A 20,357-nucleotide genomic window follows, 5' to 3' on the forward strand; every position below is an offset into this window, starting at 1 on the left:
CCGCTCAGCCCCTCTGGCCGATCTTGCCTTCGCGCCCGGCCAGGAGCCGGGCGATATTAGCCCGGTGCATGATCCAGAGCAGCACGGTCAGGATGGCCATGACGATGGCGGCCTGGTGCATGCCCGCCCAGAACCAGAGCAGCAGCGGCGTCAGCAGGCTGGCCACCAGCGCCGAAAGGGAAGAATAGCGCGAGAGATAGGCGACGCTCAGCCAAATCGCGGCGAAGACGAGCGCAATCGAACCCTTCACCCCGATGAGCACGCCGAGATAGGTCGCGACGCCCTTGCCGCCCTTGAAGCCGACCCAGACTGGGAAGAGATGGCCGAGGAAGGCGCCGACGCCGGCCGCCAGCGCCGCTTCCGGCCCGCCGAGCAGGCGCGCGCCGACGATGACCGCCGCGGTGCCCTTCAGCATGTCACCGACGAGGGTGGCGGCAGCGAGCTTCTTGTTGCCGGTGCGCAGGACATTGGTCGCGCCGATATTGCCGGAGCCGATGCTGCGCAGATCCGGCCCGCCCGCCAGACGCGTCAGGATGATGCCGAAGGGGATGGAGCCAAAGAGATAGCCGACGACGAGGGCAATCAGCGTGGCGGAGCCGGAAAGGCTCCAGGTCAACGTCTCAGCCATTCAGCCCCCTCGCCCGGCAATCCGCCGCCAGAATAGAACCTGTATCCATCAATGCAAAGCGCGCCGTCATCCCGGACAAGCCGCCCTCGGCGGCGCCGATCCGGGATCCATGCCGGAGCGTTTCCGATCAAGGTTCAGGCATGGATCCCGGGTCTCGCTTCGCTCGCCCGGGACGACCCGCGCGGGTATCGTCGGCGCTTCGCCACAACGGCAAAGCGTTCAGCCCGGCTCGCCCTCATACACCACCCGCCCGGCGACGATCGTGGCGGCGACAATGCCTTCCAGCCGCGCCTCGTCGAAGGGCGAGTTCTTGGCACGCGACTTGAGCTTGCGCTTGTCGACGACGAACGGCGCCTCGGGATCGAACAGGACGAGGTCGGCCGGCGCCCCCGGAGCAAGGCGCCCCGATGGCAAGCCGAGCAGCGTGGCAGGCCGAGCCGACAGGGCTGCGAGAAGCTGGGGCAGCCCAATCTGGCCCGCCTGCACCAGCCGCTGAGCGGCCGATAGCATGGTCTCGATGCCGAGCGCGCCGTCCGCGGCCTCGGCGAAGGGCTGACGCTTGGTCTCGACATCCTGCGGATCATGGTCGGAAACGACGACGTCGATCACGCCTTCGGCGAGAGCGGCGACCAGAGCGAGGCGATCATCCTCGTGGCGCAGCGGCGGCGAGACCTTGCAGAAGGTCCGGTAGTCGCCGACGTCGTTCTCGTTGAGGGTGAGATTGTTGATCGAGACGCCGCAGGTGAGGCGGACGCCATCCTGCTTGGCTCGGCGAACGAGTTCAGCCGATTCCGCGCAGGAAATCATCGCGGCGTGATAACGGGCGCCGGTGGCGCGGGCGAGGCGGATGTCGCGCTCCAGCATCACCGTCTCGGCCTCGAGCGGGATGCCGGGCAGGCCCTTGCGGCTGGCGAACTCGCCCTCGTTCATCACGCCGGAACCACGCAGTTCCGGGTCCTCGACATGGTTCATGATCAGCGCGTCGAAGTTGCGGGCGTAGATCATGGCGCGGCGCATGACCTGCGGATTGCGCAAGGCCCTGGCGCCATCGCCGAAGGCAACCGCACCGGCTTCGAGCAGCAGGCCGAACTCGGTGATTTCCCTGCCTTCCAGCCCCTTGGTCAGCGCGGCGCAGGGCAGCACGTTGACGATCGCCTTGTCGCGGGCGCGGCGCTTCAGGAAGTCGATGATGGCGGGATCGTCGATCGGCGGGTCGGTGTCGGGCCGGCAGACGATGGTGGTGACACCGCCGGCTGCGGCGGCATGCGAGCCGGTGCCGAGCGTCTCACGGAACTCCGCCCCCGGCTCGCCAAGGAAGGCGCGCAGGTCGATCAGGCCCGGCGTCAGCACCTGCCCCCCCGCATCGAGCCGGCGGACGCCCTCGCCCGTCGCAGGCGCGGCGCCCCATTCGACCGAGGCGATCACGCCGTCACGCAACAGGACGGCTCCGGTTCCGTCGCGGCCGGTCACGGGGTCGACCAGCCGGGCGTTGACGATCGCCAGATCCTGCGCTGCGATATCCTGCGTTTCAGCCATGTTCGGTTCCATCCCGGCGGTCAGCATCCGGCCGGCGCGTGAAGACGACGCTCCAGAAGGCGACGAGCCCCCAGAACAGCAGACAGAGCAGGACGCCGGCGATCACGATGAACCAGGTCCAGCCTGCGCGCGGATCGGCATAGAGGAAGCCGACTGCCACGACGAGATAGAGCCCCGTGAAGACGAGGCGCGCCCGGCGCATCAGAGGGAGCAGCCAGGCGAGAACGGTCCCCATCCCGCTCAGACATTCGGCAGATGCTGGGCGAGCGCATCGAGCACGGCCATGCGGACCGCGACGCCCATCTCGACCTGCTCGCGGATCAGCGACTGCGCGCCGTCGGCCACTTCCGACGAGATCTCGACGCCGCGGTTCATCGGCCCCGGATGCATCACAAGCGCATCCGGCGCAGCGCGCTCGAGCTTCTCGCGATCGAGGCCGTAATAGCGGAAATACTCCTTCGAGGACGGCACGAAGGCGCCGTGCATGCGCTCGAGCTGGAGGCGCAGCATCATCACGATATCAGCGCCTTCGAGCCCCTTGTTCATGTCCGTGTAGAGCTCGGCGCCCATGCGCTCGATGCCCGGCGGCATCAGCGTCGAAGGCGCGATCAGTCGGACCTTGGCACCGAGCGCATTGAGCAGGATGATGTTGGAACGAGCGACGCGCGAATGCAGGATGTCGCCGCAGATCGCCACCGTCAGCCCCTGGATGCGGCCCTTGTTGCGGCGGATCGTCAGCGCGTCGAGCAGCGCCTGCGTCGGATGCTCATGGGCGCCGTCGCCAGCATTGACCACCGAGCAGCTCACCTTGCGGGCAAGGAGATTGACCGCGCCGGCGGCATGGTGGCGCACCACGATGATGTCCGGCCGCATGGCGTTCAGCGTCGCGGCGGTGTCGATCAGCGTCTCGCCCTTCTTCACCGAGGAGGAAGCGACGGACATGTTCATCACATCGGCGCCGAGCCGTTTTCCCGCGAGTTCGAAGGAGGCCTGCGTGCGGGTCGAGGGCTCGAAGAACAGGTTGATCTGGGTGCGGCCGCGCAGCGTCGCGGCTTTCTTCTCGACCTGCCGGGAGAGCGCGACATAGGCCTCGGCCCGGTCCAACAGCCCTTCGATGTCGAGATGGGACAACCCCTCGATGCCGAGCAGGTGGCGGTGCGGATAGAGCGGGGCTGGCGATGTCATTTGAAGGTGGCTGTTTAGGCGCGACTCGCCTCCGGTGCAAGCCGCCCCAAAAGAGAAAGGCTGTCATGCCGCGCGCAGCGGTGGAGCTTGTTGCCGATTGGCGCTAGGTCAGATGCCTCGCCCGTCCGCTCCCATGTTTTGCCGAAGGGACCAAGCCTTGTCCGCCTCCACGACCGCCTATGTTCCAGGGTCTCACGGCATCGCGTGGGAAGCCCTCACCCCGGCTGAGGCCGGCCTGGATGCCGGCCGGCTCGCAGCAGCCGTCGCCTTCGCGCAGGATCACGAGAGCCCCTGGCCGCGCAGCCTCTACTATCCGGATGGCTCTTATGTCGGAAATGTCGAGTGGAACGAGACGGGTCCCTGGACCGAGATCGTCGGCCCGGTCCGCGAGCGCGGCGGGCCGGCGGGATTGATTCTGAAAGGTGGTCGGATCGTCGCCGAATGGGGCGACACCGCCCGCCCCGACATGACCTTCTCGATCGCCAAGAGCTATCTGTCCGTGCTCGCCGGCATCGCGTTCGACGACGGGCTGATCCGGGACGTCGAGGAGCCCGTGGGCAAGAGCGTCGACGATCCCGCCTTCGCCGGGCCGCATAACGGCAAGATCACCTGGCGGCATCTGCTGCAGCAGTCGAGCGAATGGCAGGGCGAGATCTTCGGGAAATCCGACCAGGTCGACCACAATCGCCAGATCGGCCCCGGCGCCGACAACAGCCGCAAGGGCCAGCGCCGCGATCTCAACGAGCCCGGCAGCTTCTACGAATACAACGATGTGCGCGTGAACGTGCTGAGCTACGCGCTGCTCCAGCGCTTCCGCCGGCCGTTGCCGGAGGTGCTGCGCGAGCGCGTCATGGATCCGATCGGCGCCTCGCCGGATTGGCAGTGGCAGGGCTACAGCAGTTCCTTCGTCGAGATCGACGGCCAGCGCATCCAGTCCGTGCCCGGCGGCGGGCACTGGGGCGGCGGGCTCTTCATCGGCGCGCGCGACCATGCCCGCTTCGGCCTGCTGATCGGCCGCCAGGGCGCGTGGAACGGCAGGCAACTGCTCTCTCAGAGCTGGGTCGAGCGGATGCTGACGCCCTCCCCCACGCTCGGCAATTACGGCTATCTCTGGTGGCTGGCACGCGGGCCTGCGGCACGGCCGGGCGTTCCAGAGACCGCCTTCTCGGCGCTCGGCGCCGGCAGCAACGTGATCTGGGTCGAGCCTGAGCGTGACATCGTCGCGGTGCTGCGCTGGATCAACGGGGCCTCGACGGAGGGCTTCATCGACCGGCTGCTGGCGGCGCAGAGCTGAGAGCTCGCCGCGTTCGTCTGGGAACCACTTTCGTCATTCCGGGGCAAGCCGAAGGCTTGAGCCCGGAATGACGAGGTGGTTCCGAGCTTAATCCTTCACCGAATAGACGTGCTCGGGCGCCGGGAAGCGCCGGGCCCGAACGTCAGCGGCATAGTCCGCCACCGCCTTGTCGACGTCCTCAGCCAGATTGCCGAAGAGCTTGACGAATTTCGGCACGCGCCCGGTCAGGCCGAGCATGTCGTCGAGCACGAGCACCTGGCCGTCACAGGCGGCGGAGGCGCCGATGCCGATGGTCGGGATCGCGACCCTGGCGGTGATCTCGGCCGCGAGCGGTTCGGCCACCGCCTCCAGCACCACGGCGAAGGCGCCGGCTTCCGTCACAGCCTCGGCATCGGCCGCGATCGCCGGCCATTCGGCCCGGTTGCGTCCCTGCGCCTTGAAGCCGCCCAGCACGTTCACCGCCTGCGGCGTCAGCCCGACATGCGCCATCACGGGGATGCCCCGCTCGACCAGGAAGCGAATAGTCTTCGCCATGCGCTGCCCGCCCTCGAGCTTCACCGCCCCGCAGCCGGTCTCCTGCATGATGCGGGCAGCATTGCGGAAGGCTTGCTCCGGGCTTTCCTCATAGCTGCCGAAGGGCATGTCGATGACGACCAGCGCGCGCTGCGAGCCGCGCATCACGGCTTGCCCGTGCAGGATCATCATCTCCAGCGTAACCGGCACGGTGCTGTCGAGGCCATGCACGACCATGCCGAGCGAATCCCCCACGAGGAGGAAATCGCAATGGCGATCGGCCAGCGCCGCCATCGGTGCCGTATAGGCGGTCAAGGACACGATCGGCTCCGCTCCCTTGCGGCTGCGGATATCCAACGCCGTCTGGCGTCTGATCTGTGCTTGCGAAGACACGCTCGCCTCCCCATTTCGTAGCCCAAGCCGGAGAAAGGCCCTAAACGGTCCCGTGCGACACTCAAAGCGTAATCGCCGTTTGACACGGCCCGCCCGCTGAACCACTTTCGCGCGCAATTCCGAACCGCAGCGGTCTTGCGGGTCGCGGAACCGTCCGTTACGGCCGGTTCCGCGACCCGATCAGGGCTGTTATCGAGACTGAGACACCATGAAGCTCCTCGTCGTCGAGTCGCCGGCCAAGGCCAAGACGATCAACAAATATCTCGGCTCCGACTACGAGGTCGTGGCGTCCTTCGGCCATATCCGCGACCTGCCGGCCAAGGACGGCTCGGTCGAGCCCGAGAACGATTTCGCCATGAAATGGGAGATCGAGGGCCGCGGTGCCAAGCAGGTCGCCGAGATCGCGCGCGCCGTGAAGGGCGCCGAGAAGCTGATCCTCGCCACCGACCCGGATCGCGAGGGCGAGGCGATCTCCTGGCACGTGCTGGAGGCGCTGAACCAGAAGAAGGTGCTGAAGGGCATCCCGGTCGAGCGCGTCACCTTCAACGCCGTCACCAAGGACGCCGTACAGAAGGCGCTGGCCAATCCGCGCGCCATCGACCAGGCGCTGGTCGACGCCTATCTGGCGCGCCGCGCGCTCGACTATCTCGTCGGCTTCACCCTCTCGCCGGTGCTTTGGCGCAAGCTGCCCGGCGCCCGTTCGGCCGGCCGCGTGCAGTCGGTGGCGCTGCGCATTGTCTGCGACCGCGAGCGCGAGATCGAGGCCTTCAGGGCGCGGGAATACTGGTCGCTGGTCGCGACACTCGCGACCGAATCCGGCCAGACCTTCGAGGCGCGCCTCGTCGGCGCCGACGGCAAGAAGATCGCTCGGCTCGACATCGGCACCGCCGAGGAAGCCAAGGCCTTCAAGGAGGCGCTGGAAACCGCGCTCTTCACTGTGGCTGAGGTCGAGGCCAAGCCGGTCAAGCGCCATCCCTACCCGCCATTCCAGACCTCGACCCTGCAGCAGGAGGCCTCGCGCAAGCTCGGGCTGGCTCCAGCGCGGACAATGCAGCTCGCCCAGCGCCTTTATGAGGGCGTCGACATCGGCGGCGAGACCGTCGGTCTCATCACCTATATGCGAACCGACGGCGTCGACATGGACGGCTCGGCCATCACCGCCGCCCGCCGCGTCATCGGCAAGGAGTTCGGCGACAAATACGTCCCGAACGCGCCGCGCAAATACACGGTCAAGGCCAAGAACGCACAGGAGGCCCACGAGGCGATCCGCCCGACCGAGCTCGGCCGGCTGCCGGCGATGGTCGCGCGCCATCTCGAGCCGGAGCAGGCGAAGCTCTACGAATTGATCTGGAAGCGCACCATCGCGAGCCAGATGGAATCGGCCGAACTCGAGCGCACCACGGTCGACATCGCCGCCAAGGTCGGCGCGCGCAATCTCGACCTGCGCGCCACCGGACAGGTCGTGCTCTTCGACGGCTTCCTGACGCTCTATCAGGAGAGCCGCGACGACGAGGAGGACGAGGACTCCAGGAAGCTGCCGGCGATGAAGGCCGGCGACCGGCTGGAGAAGCGCGCCATCGCCGCCGACCAGCACTTCACCGAGCCGCCGCCGCGCTTCTCGGAAGCGAGCCTAGTCAAGCGCATGGAAGAGCTCGGCATCGGCCGGCCCTCGACCTATGCCGCGACGCTGGCGACCTTGCGCGATCGCGAATATGTCCGCGTCGAGAAGAAGCGCCTCGTGCCCGAGGACAAGGGCATGCTGGTGACGGCATTCCTGGAGAGCTTCTTCGGGCGCTATGTCGAGTACGACTTCACGGCAGGCCTGGAAGAGAACCTCGACCGGGTCTCGAATGCCGAGATCGACTGGAAGGCGCTGCTGCGCGCGTTCTGGGAGGAATTCCAGGCCTCGATCGGCGAGACCAAGGACTTGCGCGTCGGCGACGTGCTGGAGGCGCTGAACGGCATCCTCGGCGACTATATCTTCCCGCCGAAGGCCGATGGCTCCGATCCGCGCGTCTGCCCGAACTGCGGCAACGGCACGCTCTCGCTCAAGCTCGGCAAGTTCGGCGCCTTCGTCGGCTGCTCGAACTATCCCGAGTGCCGCTATACCCGCCCGCTCTCCATCCCGGCGGCCGAGGGCGAGGCTTCCGCCGAAGGTGGCCAGGGCACGCCCGGCGTGCGCGTGCTCGGCACCGACCCGGCGACCGGCCTCGAAGTGACGATGCGGGACGGCCGCTTCGGCCCCTATATTCAGCTCGGCGAGGGCGAGAAGCCGAAGCGCTCCAGCCTGCCCAAGGGCATGACGCCGGCAAGCGTCACGCTGGAGAAGGCGCTGGCCCTGCTCTCCCTGCCGCGTGAAGTCGCGCGCCATCCGGAGTCGGGCGAGCCGATCCTGGTCGGCATCGGCCGCTACGGACCTTACGTCCAGCACGGCAAGACCTACGCCAATATCGACAAGGGCGACGACGTGCTTGAACTCGGCGCCAACCGTGCCATTGACCTGATCGTCGCCAAGGAAAACGGCGGCGGGCGGCGCGGCGGTGCGGCGGCGGCGCCGGGCCGTGCGCTCGGCGAGCATCCTGCGGGCGGCCCGCTGGAGGTGAAGGCCGGCAAATACGGCCCCTATGTCGCCTGGGGCAAGATCTTCGCGACGCTGCCCAAGACGATGACCGCTGAGAGCATCACGCTGGAACAGGCGATCGAGCTGGCGAACGCCAAGGCCGAGGCGAAGGGCGGTGCCAAGGGCAAAGCCAAAGCCGCGGGCGCGTCGAAGGCCAAGGCTCCGGCGAAGAAGGCCGCAGCCAAGAAAGCGACAAGCGAGAAGGCGGAGAAGGCGCCTGCCAAGAGCAGGGCCAAGGCGGCGGGCGGCTGATCCAGCAAGGGTCTGCCCTGCCACACGCCGTCATGCTCGGGTCAAGCCCGAGCATGACGGCATCTGACGGCCGGGCCCAGCCCTGCTCCGCCGTTGACTTCGCCAGTGATGGGAGGAGGATACCCGCTCTGATGCGTCACCACGCAAGAGAGGGGCGCCTATCATGACCATCGCCAAAAAGCTTCAAAGCTATATCGACGGCCAAGGCATCGCCTATGACACCGTCGCCCATAATCGCACGGCCACCAGCAGCCAGGCGGCGCAGGCGGCCCATATTCCCGGCAGCAAGCTGGCCAAATCGGTCGTCGTCCATCACGAGACCGGCTATGTGCTCGCTGTCGTGCCGAGCACGCACCGGATCGAGCTTTCGCGCTTGCAGGATGTGATGAATAAGCGTCTCGGCCTCGCCTCCGAGGACGAGATCGGCTCGCTATTCTCCGACTGCGACATCGGCGCCGTTCCACCGGTCGGATCGGCCTATGACGTGCCGGTGCTCCTCGACGAGAGCCTCGGCGACGCCAAGGAGATCTATTTCGAAGGCGGTGACCACCGGACATTGGTGCATGTCAGCGGCGCCGACTTCCTCAACCTGATGAAGGATGCGCGGGTAGCAAGCTTCAGCCACCCATCCTACTAGGGACATCGTCGGCACGGCGTGAGACGGACGCCCTCCGGCATGCAACGTGGTGAAACTCAGGTCTCGGCCGGCGGCTGATGCGTCGGCCGGAGGTCAGCCGTTTCCTGCGACCACGACCAGCCGCTTGACCTCGCCGCGCAGGAAGGCCTGCAGGAAGCGCTCGTAATCCTTGAAGGAAATGCAGCCGTTCGAGTCGCCGCGCGATCCGAGCAGATAGGTGTGCGCCAATAGCCCGGCGCGGCCATGGATGGCGCCGCTGCCGCCGACCGGGTTCAGGCGGATGGCGCGCACGCCGTGGAACAGCGCCTCGCGCTCGGTCAGCGTGTAGGTGTGCGGCGGGGTGACGCCCTTCATCCGGACATGGGCGTAGCTTGGATTGTCCATCATCTCGCCAAGACCGGAATGGGCTTCGAGCCGCTCGCCATTGGGCATGTAGACCATCTTGGCGCCGATATCGTAGATCGCGGTGCCGGCTTCTGCGGTGCGCGGCGGCGTGCTTGTCGAGGGGCTGAGCCGGGCGACGCGGCCACGGTCGACGACGTCGTCCTGCGGTGCGGCATAGGCGAGCGCCGTGCCCGTCGGCTGCTGCTTCTGCACGCCGAAGATCTTCTCGAAGAAGTTGCGGTTGTCTTCCGGGGTCGGCGCGGCAGCGGCCGTGCGGTTCCGGCGCGGTGCGGTCGGCTGCGCCACGCGCGGCTGGAGCTCCTGCGGCTGCTGGAGATCGGCCTTCGGAAGCAGATCGAGGGGCCGAGGCACCGGCATGGGCACAGGCTTCTCCGCCAGGGTGACCGACGGCTGCGGCGGCAGGGGCAAGGCGGGCTCGGAAGCCGGAGCGGCCGCAGCAATGGAAGATGACGGCGGAACCGGATTCGCCGGCTGGAAGGCGGAACGGACCGGAGCGCCCGGAACGAAGGACGCCGCCTTGCCGCCGGACAGTGCCGGATCGAGCAGGCCGCTATAGGCCGGGGCCGACTGCGTCGCGGCGCGACCGGCAGGCGTCTTGCGAGCGGTGGGCGAGGACGTGTTGCCGGCATCGGGTCCCGGCGCACCCTGCCCCAGCATCCAGAAGCCGGACATAGCACCACAGCTCAGGGCGGCAGCGAGGAAGAACCCTTTCAACAAAGGCCGGCGGCGACGGCGCGGGCGCACATAGGGCGCGCCGCCTTCCCGCACATAGGTCGCATAGGTCATCCGCCGCACTCTCGATACGCTTACGCCACACCCGACGGCGGCGGCGGACACAGCTTCGCCGTTCGCACCCCGATCAAGGGAGGCGCGATGCGCGTCGCGATGTGGCCGAGCATGCCGGGAGAACTCAAACTTCGTTCTGCTTCGATAAGGCGCTGTGTTGGTTAATCGCCGGTGAACCGCATCGATAATTTTTGCGGATGAGGGAGCTGCGGGTTTCAGGCCGCAGCGGCCCCGCAAAACGATGCAAAGGCGGCGCGATCAAGGCCGGCGGATGGAGGAATGGAGACGAAGATTTTTCCCTGGCCGCCGCGATTGGCCCATCTTTTCGGGCGAGGCTGGCCTATCAGCCCATTTCTCCCAACCCGGCGTTCGAATCGGATATGTCGCAAGCATCGCAACCGCAGGGCTTGTCGCCTCGAGAATCTCAGGCCTTCATGGCGGCTGCGCAGGAGGGCGAGACCGACGTGACCGAAGCAGCGGCCGAGCCGAAGACGAGTTCCGTCGCAGCGCTGGGCGCCATCGTCAGCGGCGCGCTCATCCTCCAGGTCGCCGCCACCATCGTGAACACGGCGGTGCCGCTGAAGATGGCGCTGGCGCAGAAGGCGCCGCTGCTGATCGGCCTCGTCGGCTCGGCCTATTCCGTCGGCTTCCTCGCCGGCTGCTTCGTAATCCCCGCCTTCATCCGCCGCGTCGGGCATATCCGCGCCTTCGGCGTCTTCGCGGCCTTGCAGGCCGTTCTGACGCTGAGCTTCACGGCGACGCCGCTCGACGTCTGGGGCATCTCGCGGCTCGGCATGGGCTTCGGCGGCGCCGGCCACGCCATCTGCATCGAGAGCTGGATCAGCGGACAGGCCAAGGCCGGCCAGCGCGGCCGCGTCTTCGGCTTCTACCAGATCCTCAATCGCCTTGCCCTGATCGGCTCGCAGATCGGCGTCGGCTACGTCTCGCTGCAGTCGAACGACATCTTCCTGCTCGCCAGCGCCGCCTTCTCGATCGCGCTGATCCCGGTCGGCATGACGAAGGCGAAGGGGCCGGAATCGGGCGAGGTCGTCTCGGTCCGGCTCAACACGATCTGGCAATACGCGCCGGCCTCGGTCATCGGCTGCCTCTATGTCGGCCTGATGGGCGGCGCACTGACCAATGTGGCGCCGGCCTACGGCATCCTGATCGGGCTCGACCAGACCTGGGCGATCCTGCTGACGGCAGGCATCCAGATCGGCGCGCTGGTGCTGCAATGGCCGCTCGGCCTGCTGGCGGACCGGGTCGAGAGCCGCAAGATCATGCTAAGCGCCACGCTCTCGGTGGTGTTCTGCTCGGTGGCGCTAGGGGCGGTGCTCTGGTTCGCCCTGCCCCATGCCCGCTTCTGGCTGTTCGGCCTGTTCGCGCTCATCGGCGCGGGCTCGATGCCGATCTATACGGTCGCCGTCGCGCATGCCTATTTCCGGCTCGGCCGCGAGCGGGCACTCGGTCTCTCGGCGCAGCTCCTGTTCCTCTGGGCGACGGGCTCGGCGATCGGCCCGCTGGTCTCGACCGCCTTCATGCAGGCAGTCGGCCCGAACGGGCTGCTCGCCTATCTCGGATTGCTCTCGGCGGCAGCAGGCGCCTATCTCGCCTTCCGGCTGCGGCGCAACCCGCCTTCGGCCAATCCCTTTGGGGAGCGCAAGCCGACGGCGCCGACCATTCCCGACGTGTCGCCCTCCGGCCGCTCGCAGGGCGACAAATAGGGCGCCGCTCCGTCATTGCGAGCGCAGCGAAGCAATCCAGTTGGACTGGGTGGAGCGATTCAGCCCAGTCCCCCCTGGATTGCTTCGTCGCTGACGCTCCTCGCAATGACGGGGAATGCACAACCACTGCCCCACCAAGGTGTTCAGACCTCACTCCGCCACGGCGTGGCGGCTGGGCTTGGCCTTGAGCTTCAGCTCCAACAGTTCCTCGCGTTCGCGCGGGGTGTTGCGCATCAGCTGGTCCTTGCCGGGCTGGTACTGCACCGGCTGGGCGACATCGACGCCGTACCAAGCCGCCGCGCGCAGCACGAAGGATGGATCGGCGAGATGCGGGCGTCCGAGCGCGACCAGATCGGCCCGGCCGGCGGCGATGATGGTGTTGACCTGATCAGCCGTGGTGATGTTGCCGACGCACATGGTCGCGACCTCGGCCTCGTTGCGGATGCGGTCCGAGAACGGCGTCTGGAACATGCGGCCATAGATGGGGCGCGATTCCTTCGCGGTCTGCCCGGTCGAGACGTCGACGAGGTCGCACCCCTCGGCAGCGAAGGCCTCGGCGATCGCGACGGAATCCGCAGCAGACAGACCGCCTTCGACCCAGTCGGTCGCGGAGATGCGTACCGACATCGGCTTTTCGCGCGGCCAGGTCTCGCGCAGCGCCCGGAAGACCTCCAGCGGGAAGCGCAGACGGTTCTCGACCGAGCCGCCATATTCGTCAGTGCGCTTGTTGGTGAGCGGCGAGAGGAAGCTCGCCAGCAGATAGCCGTGGGCGCAGTGCAGCTCCAGCATGTCGAAGCCGATGCGCTCGCCGCGCTCGGCAGCCGCGACGAACTCGGCCTTCACCCGGTCCATGTCGGCGCGGGTCATCTCGCGCGGCACCTGGCTCTCCGGGTAGTAGGGCAAGGCTGAGGCCGAGACGATCGGCCAGGCGCCTTCCGGCAGCGGCCGGTCCATGCCCTCCCACATCAGCTTGGTCGCGCCCTTGCGCCCGGCATGGCCGAGCTGGAGGCAGATCTTCGCGGCCGAATGGCCATGGACGAAATCGACGATCCGCTTCCAGGCTGCTTCCTGTGCATCGCTCCAAAGACCGGTACAGCCGGGGGTGATGCGCGCGTCCGGCGCGACGCAGGTCATCTCCGTGAAGATCAGCCCGGCACCACCGACAGCGCGCGAGCCGTAATGCATCAGGTGCCAGTCGGTCGGCAGGCCGTCCTCGGCGGAGTACTGGCACATCGGCGAGACCGTCATGCGGTTCTCGACCTGCATCTCGCGCAATTTGAAGGGCTGGAAGGCCGGCGGGACGGGCGAACCGTCCTTGCGCCGCCTCGCCAGGGGCCCCAGCCCATCCGCGACGAGCTTGTCGACGGCCGAGACCATTTCCGGCGCGCGCAGCGCCAGATTGTCGTAGGTGATCGCCTTGGAACGGGTCATCAGGCCGAAGGCGAAGCGCAGCGGCTCGAAATCCCAGAAGCGCTTCAATTCCTCGAACCAGACCAGCGAGACATCGGCCGCGTGCTGGGTCTTCTCGACCTCCTCGCGGCGCTGCGTCTCGAACAGCTTCAAGCCCGCGGCGACGTCGAGCTTCGCCTGGCCCATCGCCTTGTGCAGCGCGATAGCGTCCTCCATCGCCAGCTTTGTTCCGGAGCCGATCGAGAAATGCGCCGTCGCCTTGGCGTCACCAATCAGCACGACATTCTCGACGACCCAGTTGCGGCAGCGGATCATCGGGAAATTGCGCCAGAGCGAGCGATTGGTGATGAGCCTGTGGCCCTGCAGTTCCTCGGCGAAGACGCCTTCGAGGAAAGTCGCCGACTGCGCCTCGTCGAGCTTGTCGAGCCCGGCTTTGGCGAAGGTCTCGGGATCGGTCTCCAACACCCAGGTCGAGCGCCCGGCCTCATACTGGTAGCAATGGGCGATGAAAAGCCCATGTTCGGTCTGCTTGAAGAAGAAGGTGAAGGCGTCGAAGGGTCGGGTCGAGCCCATCCAGGCGAATTTGTTGGGGCGCAGGTCGGTTTCCGGCTGGAAGCGCTCACGCCAGCTCTCGCGCAGGCGGCTGTTGACGCCATCGGCCGCGACGACGAGGTCGTAGTCGCGCTTCAAGGTCTCGACATCGGCGATCTCGCTGCCGAAATGCAGGCCGACGCCGAGTTCGCGCGCCCTGGCCTGCACTAGCATCAGCAACGAGCGGCGCGAGCAGCCGCAGAAGCCGTTGCCGGGCACGCGGTAGCTGTCGCCCTTGAAATGGATCTCGATGTCGTCCCAATAGGCAAAGTTGTCGCGGATCGCAGCATAGCTGTTCTCATCCGCCGCCTTGAAGATGTCGAGCGTCTGGTCGGAAAAGACGACGCCGAAGCCGAAGGTGTCGTCCGACTGGTTGCGCTCGAAGACATCGACCGAGACCTCGGGCCAGTCCCGCTTCATCAGCAGCGCGAAATAGAGCCCTGCCGGCCCTCCGCCCACAACCGCGATACGCATCGACGCCTCCATCAGGGAACCGGCCGATCCGGTCTGAGAAAATATTTTAAACCTGAAATGATTTTGAACTCAAGAGCCTTTGGCGACCTGCACATCAGGAACCGCCTAACAAGCTCCCTTCTCATATAAATCGCGCACTGCGTTGCAAAATCTTGGCTCCGCCGACCGAGGAAAATCAAGAGGCTTGCAAATTGATTGAGGTTTAAAATATATTAGACAGCGGAGGTCGAACGGTCATGACTCTGCAGGGACAGCACGCGCTGGTGACGGGAGGCGGACGCGGCATCGGCCGAGCCATCGCCACCGCGCTGACTCAGGCAGGGGCGCGGGTCAGCATCCTCGGCCGTGACGAGGCCGCGCTGCGGGACGCCGTCGCAGCCGGGGCCGCCGCCGATTTCGCCGCCTGCGATGTGCGTGACGAGATCTCGGTTTCGGCTGCCCTGGATCAACTTTCTCGAGAGCACGCCTTCGACATCGCGATCGCCAATGCCGGCGCGGTCGAGACCGGCCCGTTCATGCGCAGCGACAGCGAGCGCTTCCGCCGCATGGTCGAGATCAACCTGATCGGCACGGTCAACCTGTTCCATGCCGTGCTGCCCGACATGCTGGAACGCCGTCGCGGCCGGCTGATCGCCATTGCCTCGACGGCCGGGCACCGCGGCTATGCTTACGTCAGCGCCTATGCGGCAGCGAAGCATGCCGTGATCGGGCTCACCCGGTCGCTGGCACTGGAAACGGCGCGCACCGGCGTCACCGTCAATGCCGTCTGCCCGGGCTACGCCGACACCGACATGGTCGCGAGCGGGCTCGACACCATCACAGCCAAGACCGGCAAGAGCCGCGAGCAGGCGCTGGCCGAAATGGTCAAGGACAATCCGCAAGGGCGCCTGATCGCGCCCGAGGAGGTCGCGGCCGCCGTCCTCTATCTCTGCGGTCCGGGCAGCGATGCGGTCACCGGCCAATCGCTTCTGATCAATGGCGGGGAGTTCTGAGATGGAGACGCCCTCCTCCACATTGATGCTCGACCGCGAGACCAAGGCGAGCGAACGCCCCGGCGACCACAAGGACGAGCTGCGCCTGTGGCTCAGGCTGCTGACCTGCTCGACGCTGATCGAGACCGAGATCCGCAACCGGCTGCGCGAGGAGTTCAAGACCACCCTGCCGCGCTTCGACCTGATGGCCCAGCTCGACAAGACCGCAGTCGGCATGACCGTCGGCGAGGTCTCGCAGCGATTGATGGTCTCGAACGGCAACGTCACCGCTGTCGTCGCCGGGCTCGTGACGGATGGGCTCGTCGACAAGCGCTCCGCGCCGCAGGACCGGCGCGTGCAGATCCTCACCCTGACGGCGCAGGGCCGCAAGGCCTTCCGGGCCATGGCCGAGCGCCATGAAGGCTGGATCGCCGAGCTTTTCGCAGGGCTCGATCAGCCCGAGATCGGGCAGCTCTTCCGGCTGCTCGGAGAGACCAAGACCTCGCTGCATCGCGCCATCAATGGACGCCAGAACAGCGCGACCGGAGCGGCGGGAGGAGAGAACGGATGAGCCAGCAAATCAGCCGAGCCAACGCGACCCTTTTGCCGCTGAGCACCTTCCAACCGGTGCATTTCGCGCTTTCCGTCGCCGGCAAGGTCGCGACGGTGACGCTGAACCGGCCTGAGAAAAAGAATCCGCTGACCTTCGCAAGCTATCGTGAACTCACGGATTTCTTCCTCGCGGCGCAGAAAGAAGAAGCGGTCAAGGCGATCGTGGTAACCGGCGCCGGCGGCAATTTCTCCTCGGGCGGCGACGTCTTCGAGATCATCGGTCCGCTCGTCGCGATGGAGACGAAGGACCTGCTCAAATTCACCCGGATGACGGGCGAGCTGGTCAAGGCGATGCGCGCCTGCCCGCAACCGATCGTCGCGGCGATCGATGGCGTCTGCGCCGGCGCCGGCGCCATCGTCGCCATGGCCTCCGACCTCAGGCTCGGCACGGCAGCTTCTAAGATCGCCTTCCTGTTCAACCGCGTCGGCCTCGCCGGCTGCGACATGGGCGCCTGTGCGATGCTGCCGCGCATTATCGGCCAGGGCCGCGCCGCCGAGCTGCTCTACACCGGCCGCGTGCTCAAGGGTGAGGAGGCGGAGCGTTGGGGCTTCCTCAACCGGCTCTGCACGTCTGAGGCCGTCCTGGCCGAAGCGCAGACGCTCGCGGCCGAGCTGGCGGACGGCCCCACCTTCGCCAACGCCATGACCAAGCGCATGCTCGAGATGGAATGGGCGATGTCGGTCGAAAGCGCGATCGAGGCCGAGGCCGTGGCACAGGCGCTGTGCATGCAGACCGAGGATTTCGCCCGCGCCTACCACGCCTTCGCCGAGAAGCGGAAACCGGTCTTCGAGGGCAACTGACATGGGCAGCGCTCCTCGCCTCGGCCTCGACATCCTCGGCGACACGCTGGATTGGCCGTTCTTCGAGGAGCGCCACCGCGCCTTCGCGGCCGAACTCTCCGGCTGGGCCGATTCCTACCTTTCCGACCTGCCCCACGATGATGTCGACGAGGCCTGCCGGGCACGCGTCGCGGCATTGGGTGCGGCAGGTTTCCTGAGAGCCGCCGTGCCGGCCGCCTATGGCGGGCTTTCCGACAGGCTCGACGTGCGCACCCTCTGCCTCGCCCGCGAGATCCTGGCCGCCCATGACGGGCTCGCCGATTTCGCCTTCGCCATGCAGGGGCTCGGCACCGGCTCGATCAGCATCGCAGGCTCCGAGGCGATGAAGCGGCGCATCCTGCCGGATGTCGCTGCGGGCAAGCGCATCGCCGCCTTCGCGCTGTCGGAGAAGGAGGCGGGTTCGGACGTCGCCGCCATGGCAACGACCGCGACGCCGGACGATAGCGGCCATGTCCGCATCGATGGCGAGAAGAGCTGGATCTCCAATGGCGGCATCGCCGACCACTACGTCGTCTTCGCCCGCACCGGCGAGGCGCCGGGTGCGCGCGGGCTTTCCGCCTTCCTGGTCGAGGCCGATACGCCCGGCCTGACCACGCTTGAGCGCATCGAGGTAATCGCGCCGCATCCGCTCGCGACGCTGCGCTTCGAAGGCTGCCGCGTGCCGCTCGATAACCGCATCGGCGGGCCGGGCGACGGCTTCAAGGTCGCGATGGCGACGCTCGACATCTTCCGCTCGACGGTCGGCGCCGCCGCGCTCGGCTTCGCAAGACGGGCGCTGCACGAGACGCTGGGCCACGCCAATGGCCGCAAGCTCTTCGGCGGCACGCTCGGCGACCTCCAGCTCTCGCAGGCGGCGATCGCCGACAGCGCGGCTGAGGTGGATGCCGCAGCCCTCCTCGTCTACCGCGCCGCCTGGACCAAGGACCGCGGCGCTGCCCGCGTCACCCGTGAGGCCGCACTCGCCAAACTCGTCGCGACGGAGAACGCCCAGAGCGTGATCGACCGGGCCGTCCAGATCCATGGCGGCCTCGGCGTCACCAAGGGCGTCAAGGTGGAGGAATTGTACCGGGAGATCAGGGCGCTGCGCATCTACGAGGGTGCCAGCGAGGTCCAGAAGGTCGTGATCGCGCGCGACCTGCTCAAAGCACATGCCGCTGGAGCACGCGCCGATCAGGTTGCAGCGCAACCTGATCGGATAACGCGTTCTCCATCAAATAATTAGAGACGGATTCACCGATCAGGTCGATCCGACCTGATCGGACCCGGCTCTAGGCAGGGGAACGAGATGACAACAACCGGATTCGCGAGATCGGGGCATAAGGACAGCTTCGCACGGGACAACCTGCCGCCGAGCGAAAGCTGGCCCGATCTGAGACTTGAAGAGGCAGGGCTCGCCTATCCCGAGCGGCTGAACTGCGTCGCCGAGCTGCTGGACAGGCACATCACCGAAGGGCGCGGCGAGCGCACGGCCGTAATTGCCGCCGACCTGCACTGGAGCTATGCGGACCTCACTGACAAGGTGAACCGCATCGCCAATGTGCTGACCCGTGATCTCGGCATGGTCAGCGGCAACCGCGTGCTGCTGCGCGCCGGCAATACGCCGATGATGGTCGCTGCCTATCTCGCCGTCATCAAGGCCGGCGGCATCGCGGTCGCGACCATGCCGATGCTGCGGGCGGGCGAGCTCGCTTATCCGCTGCGCAAGGCCAAGATCGCGTTCGCGCTCTGCGACCACCGCCTCACCGCCGAGCTGGAAGCTGCAAAATCACAGGCGCCCGAGCTTGCCCGCATTGTCGCCTTCGGCTCTGCCGGCAGCGAGCTTGAAGGGCTGATGGCGCAGCCGGGCTACGAGCACTTCGAGGCCGCCGACACCGCCCGCGATGATGTCTGCCTGATCGCCTTCACTTCCGGCACCACCGGCGAGCCGAAGGGCACCATGCATTTCCACCAGGACATGCTGGCGATCTGCGACTGCTACGGCGCGCGGGTGCTGAAGGCGTCGCCGGAGGACCGTTTCACCGGCTCGCCGCCGCTCGCCTTCACCTTCGGGCTCGGCGGGCTCGTGCTCTTCCCGATGCGGATTGGCGCGGCGATGGTGCTGCCCGAGAAGGCCGGACCGGCCGACCTAGTCGACGCGATCGAGCGCTACAAGGTCAGCGTCGTCTTCACGGCGCCGACCGCCTACCGCGCCATCCTCGACAAGCTCGACGGACGCGACATCTCCTCGCTGCGCATCTGCGTCTCGGCCGGCGAGGCGCTGCCCAAGGCCACCTTTGACGCCTGGCAGGCGCGTACGGGGCTGCCGCTGATGGACGGCATCGGAGCAACCGAAATGCTGCACATCTTCATCGGCGCGCCGCGCGAGGCGATCCGGCCGGGATCGACCGGGCTGCCGGTGCCGGGCTACGAGGCGAAGATCGTCAACGAGAACGGCAACGAAGTGCCGGACGGCACGCCCGGCAGGCTCGCCGTGCGCGGGCCGACCGGCTGCCGTTACCTCGCCGACCCCCGGCAGGCCAAATACGTCCTGAACGGCTGGAACATCACCGGCGACACCTATCTGCGCGATGCCGACGGTTACTTCTGGTACCAGGCGCGCTCGGACGACATGATCATCTCGGCCGGCTACAACATCGCCGGCCCCGAGGTGGAAGCCTGCCTGCTGACGCATGAGGCGGTGGCGGAATGCGGCGTCGTCGGCGCGCCCTGCCCCGATCGCGGCCAGATCGTGAAGGCCTATGTCGTGCTGCGCGAGGGCGTCACGGGCGATGCGGCGCTGGTCAAGGCGTTGCAGGAGCATGTGAAGGCCGGTATCGCGCCCTACAAATATCCGCGCGCCATCGAATTCGTCGACACCTTGCCGAAGACAGCGACCGGCAAGCTGCAACGCTTCGCCTTGCGCCAGATGGCGCAAGGCGGGGCGTAACTCCTTCCAACCACGAGCCGAATGGCCACTGACGGGGCAACACCATGTCCAACGCTTCATCCTCCCGCGCGATCCTGCCCGAGGGCTGGCCGCAACCCCGCGGCTATGCCAACGGCATGGTGGCGGAAGGCCGGGTGCTGATGACCGGCGGGCTCGTCGGCTGGGATGCGCAAGGTGTCTTCGCGCAGGGCTTCGTCGGCCAGCTCCGGCAGACGTTCATGAACATCAAGGCGGTCGTCGAGGCTGGCGGTGGCCGCGTCGAGGATATCGTGCGCCTGACCTGGTACGTCACCGACATCCAGAGCTACCGCGACAGCCTCCGGGAGATGGGGCCGGTCTATCGCGAGGTCTTCGGCCGGCATTTCCCGGCGATGGCGGTGGTCGCGGTCACCGCGCTGGTCGAGCCGGAAGCGTTGCTGGAGATCGAGGCGACGGCGGTGATCGCAGGCTGAGCCCCTCGAGGACGCGTCATGCTCGGGCTTGACCCGAGCACCTCTTCAACGAAGCCATCTTCCGCAAGAGATTCTCGGGTCGACGCCGTGCGCCGCCCGAGAATGACG

Annotated in this window: 17 protein-coding genes; 10 read left to right on the forward strand and 7 right to left on the reverse strand. The window is 67.1% G+C overall.

The window, feature by feature from the left end:
* Nucleotides 1-4: 4 nt before the first annotated feature.
* The 4 genes from plsY to FQV39_RS07660 form a co-directional block, all read right to left on the reverse strand.
* On the reverse strand, nt 5-628 hold the full coding sequence (gene plsY / locus FQV39_RS07645; protein ID WP_149129745.1) for a glycerol-3-phosphate 1-O-acyltransferase PlsY: 624 nt from the start codon (nt 626-628) through the stop codon (nt 5-7).
* 219 nt (nt 629-847) lie between these two features.
* Nucleotides 848-2,164, reverse strand: coding sequence for a dihydroorotase (pyrC, locus tag FQV39_RS07650; protein WP_149129746.1), 1,317 nt, complete (start codon nt 2,162-2,164; stop codon nt 848-850).
* Nucleotides 2,157-2,399 carry a hypothetical protein gene (locus FQV39_RS07655; RefSeq protein WP_149129747.1) on the reverse strand — a complete coding sequence of 81 codons (243 nt, stop codon included), beginning with the start codon at nt 2,397-2,399 and terminating at the stop codon, nt 2,157-2,159. The genes pyrC and FQV39_RS07655 overlap by 8 nt, the downstream gene beginning before the upstream one ends.
* Before the next feature lie 5 nt (nt 2,400-2,404).
* A complete protein-coding gene (locus FQV39_RS07660) occupies nt 2,405-3,349 on the reverse strand; it encodes an aspartate carbamoyltransferase catalytic subunit (RefSeq protein ID WP_149129748.1) in 945 nt (314 codons plus the stop codon).
* 157 nt (nt 3,350-3,506) lie between these two features.
* Here FQV39_RS07660 and FQV39_RS07665 point away from each other — a divergent pair, with 157 nt between their 5' ends.
* Entirely contained in the window at nt 3,507-4,643 is a 1,137-nt protein-coding gene (locus FQV39_RS07665; RefSeq protein WP_248313286.1) for a serine hydrolase domain-containing protein, read from the forward strand.
* A gap of 87 nt (nt 4,644-4,730) precedes the next feature.
* Here FQV39_RS07665 and panB read toward each other — a convergent pair whose 3' ends face one another.
* Nucleotides 4,731-5,549, reverse strand: a complete 819-nt coding sequence (gene panB / locus FQV39_RS07670; protein ID WP_149129750.1) for a 3-methyl-2-oxobutanoate hydroxymethyltransferase — start codon at nt 5,547-5,549, stop codon at nt 4,731-4,733.
* 208 nt (nt 5,550-5,757) lie between these two features.
* Here panB and topA point away from each other — a divergent pair, with 208 nt between their 5' ends.
* Nucleotides 5,758-8,421, forward strand: coding sequence for a type I DNA topoisomerase (gene topA / locus FQV39_RS07675; RefSeq protein WP_149129751.1), 2,664 nt, complete (start codon nt 5,758-5,760; stop codon nt 8,419-8,421).
* Nucleotides 8,422-8,584: 163 nt separating this feature from the next.
* Complete coding sequence (locus tag FQV39_RS07680; protein WP_149129752.1) at nt 8,585-9,058, forward strand: aminoacyl-tRNA deacylase; 474 nt, start codon at nt 8,585-8,587, stop codon at nt 9,056-9,058.
* 93 nt (nt 9,059-9,151) lie between these two features.
* Here the strand turns inward: FQV39_RS07680 and FQV39_RS07685 are convergent, their stop codons facing one another.
* Entirely contained in the window at nt 9,152-10,249 is a 1,098-nt protein-coding gene (locus tag FQV39_RS07685; RefSeq protein WP_248313287.1) for a tlde1 domain-containing protein, read from the reverse strand.
* Nucleotides 10,250-10,683: 434 nt separating this feature from the next.
* On the opposite strand from FQV39_RS07685, the gene FQV39_RS07690 reads away from it, so the two are divergent.
* Nucleotides 10,684-11,973 carry an MFS transporter gene (locus tag FQV39_RS07690; RefSeq protein WP_187640204.1) on the forward strand — a complete coding sequence of 430 codons (1,290 nt, stop codon included), beginning with the start codon at nt 10,684-10,686 and terminating at the stop codon, nt 11,971-11,973.
* Nucleotides 11,974-12,123: 150 nt separating this feature from the next.
* On the opposite strand, the gene FQV39_RS07695 is transcribed toward FQV39_RS07690, so the two are convergent.
* Entirely contained in the window at nt 12,124-14,448 is a 2,325-nt protein-coding gene (locus tag FQV39_RS07695; protein WP_149129754.1) for a bifunctional salicylyl-CoA 5-hydroxylase/oxidoreductase, read from the reverse strand.
* A gap of 236 nt (nt 14,449-14,684) precedes the next feature.
* Between FQV39_RS07695 and FQV39_RS07700 the strand changes: the two genes are divergently transcribed.
* From FQV39_RS07700 to FQV39_RS07725, 6 genes are all read left to right on the forward strand, one after another.
* The gene (locus FQV39_RS07700; RefSeq protein WP_149129755.1) at nt 14,685-15,440 is read left to right on the forward strand and encodes an SDR family NAD(P)-dependent oxidoreductase; all 756 of its coding nucleotides are present in this window, start codon (nt 14,685-14,687) and stop codon (nt 15,438-15,440) included.
* Between the two features lies 1 nt (nt 15,441).
* A complete protein-coding gene (locus tag FQV39_RS07705) occupies nt 15,442-15,990 on the forward strand; it encodes a MarR family winged helix-turn-helix transcriptional regulator (protein WP_248313288.1) in 549 nt (182 codons plus the stop codon).
* Between the two features lie 8 nt (nt 15,991-15,998).
* Nucleotides 15,999-16,832, forward strand: a complete 834-nt coding sequence (locus FQV39_RS07710) for an enoyl-CoA hydratase family protein (protein ID WP_187640313.1) — start codon at nt 15,999-16,001, stop codon at nt 16,830-16,832.
* A gap of 1 nt (nt 16,833) precedes the next feature.
* Nucleotides 16,834-18,093, forward strand: coding sequence for an acyl-CoA dehydrogenase family protein (locus FQV39_RS07715; protein ID WP_149129757.1), 1,260 nt, complete (start codon nt 16,834-16,836; stop codon nt 18,091-18,093).
* Between the two features lie 63 nt (nt 18,094-18,156).
* Entirely contained in the window at nt 18,157-19,797 is a 1,641-nt protein-coding gene (locus tag FQV39_RS07720) for a benzoate-CoA ligase family protein (protein ID WP_149129758.1), read from the forward strand.
* A gap of 44 nt (nt 19,798-19,841) precedes the next feature.
* Complete coding sequence (locus tag FQV39_RS07725) at nt 19,842-20,249, forward strand: RidA family protein (RefSeq protein ID WP_149129759.1); 408 nt, start codon at nt 19,842-19,844, stop codon at nt 20,247-20,249.
* Nucleotides 20,250-20,357: the final 108 nt, after the last annotated feature.

Origin of the sequence: Bosea sp. F3-2, assembly GCF_008253865.1 — a bacterium.
Classification (GTDB): Bacteria; Pseudomonadota; Alphaproteobacteria; order Rhizobiales; family Beijerinckiaceae; genus Allobosea.

What these genes read in the sequence shown, in the direction of transcription:
- FQV39_RS07720 (WP_149129758.1), top strand. Translation starts at nt 18,157, where the DNA reads ATGACAACAACCGGATTCGCGAGATCGGGGCATAAGGACAGCTTCGCA.
- FQV39_RS07680 (WP_149129752.1), top strand. Translation starts at nt 8,585, where the DNA reads ATGACCATCGCCAAAAAGCTTCAAAGCTATATCGACGGCCAAGGCATC.
- FQV39_RS07725 (WP_149129759.1), top strand. Translation starts at nt 19,842, where the DNA reads ATGTCCAACGCTTCATCCTCCCGCGCGATCCTGCCCGAGGGCTGGCCG.
- FQV39_RS07715 (WP_149129757.1), top strand. Translation starts at nt 16,834, where the DNA reads ATGGGCAGCGCTCCTCGCCTCGGCCTCGACATCCTCGGCGACACGCTG.
- FQV39_RS07655 (WP_149129747.1), bottom strand. Translation starts at nt 2,399, where the DNA reads ATGGGGACCGTTCTCGCCTGGCTGCTCCCTCTGATGCGCCGGGCGCGC.
- FQV39_RS07700 (WP_149129755.1), top strand. Translation starts at nt 14,685, where the DNA reads ATGACTCTGCAGGGACAGCACGCGCTGGTGACGGGAGGCGGACGCGGC.
- FQV39_RS07660 (WP_149129748.1), bottom strand. Translation starts at nt 3,349, where the DNA reads ATGACATCGCCAGCCCCGCTCTATCCGCACCGCCACCTGCTCGGCATC.
- FQV39_RS07705 (WP_248313288.1), top strand. Translation starts at nt 15,442, where the DNA reads ATGGAGACGCCCTCCTCCACATTGATGCTCGACCGCGAGACCAAGGCG.
- FQV39_RS07695 (WP_149129754.1), bottom strand. Translation starts at nt 14,448, where the DNA reads ATGCGTATCGCGGTTGTGGGCGGAGGGCCGGCAGGGCTCTATTTCGCG.
- topA (WP_149129751.1), top strand. Translation starts at nt 5,758, where the DNA reads ATGAAGCTCCTCGTCGTCGAGTCGCCGGCCAAGGCCAAGACGATCAAC.
- FQV39_RS07685 (WP_248313287.1), bottom strand. Translation starts at nt 10,249, where the DNA reads ATGACCTATGCGACCTATGTGCGGGAAGGCGGCGCGCCCTATGTGCGC.
- plsY (WP_149129745.1), bottom strand. Translation starts at nt 628, where the DNA reads ATGGCTGAGACGTTGACCTGGAGCCTTTCCGGCTCCGCCACGCTGATT.
- pyrC (WP_149129746.1), bottom strand. Translation starts at nt 2,164, where the DNA reads ATGGCTGAAACGCAGGATATCGCAGCGCAGGATCTGGCGATCGTCAAC.
- FQV39_RS07690 (WP_187640204.1), top strand. Translation starts at nt 10,684, where the DNA reads ATGGCGGCTGCGCAGGAGGGCGAGACCGACGTGACCGAAGCAGCGGCC.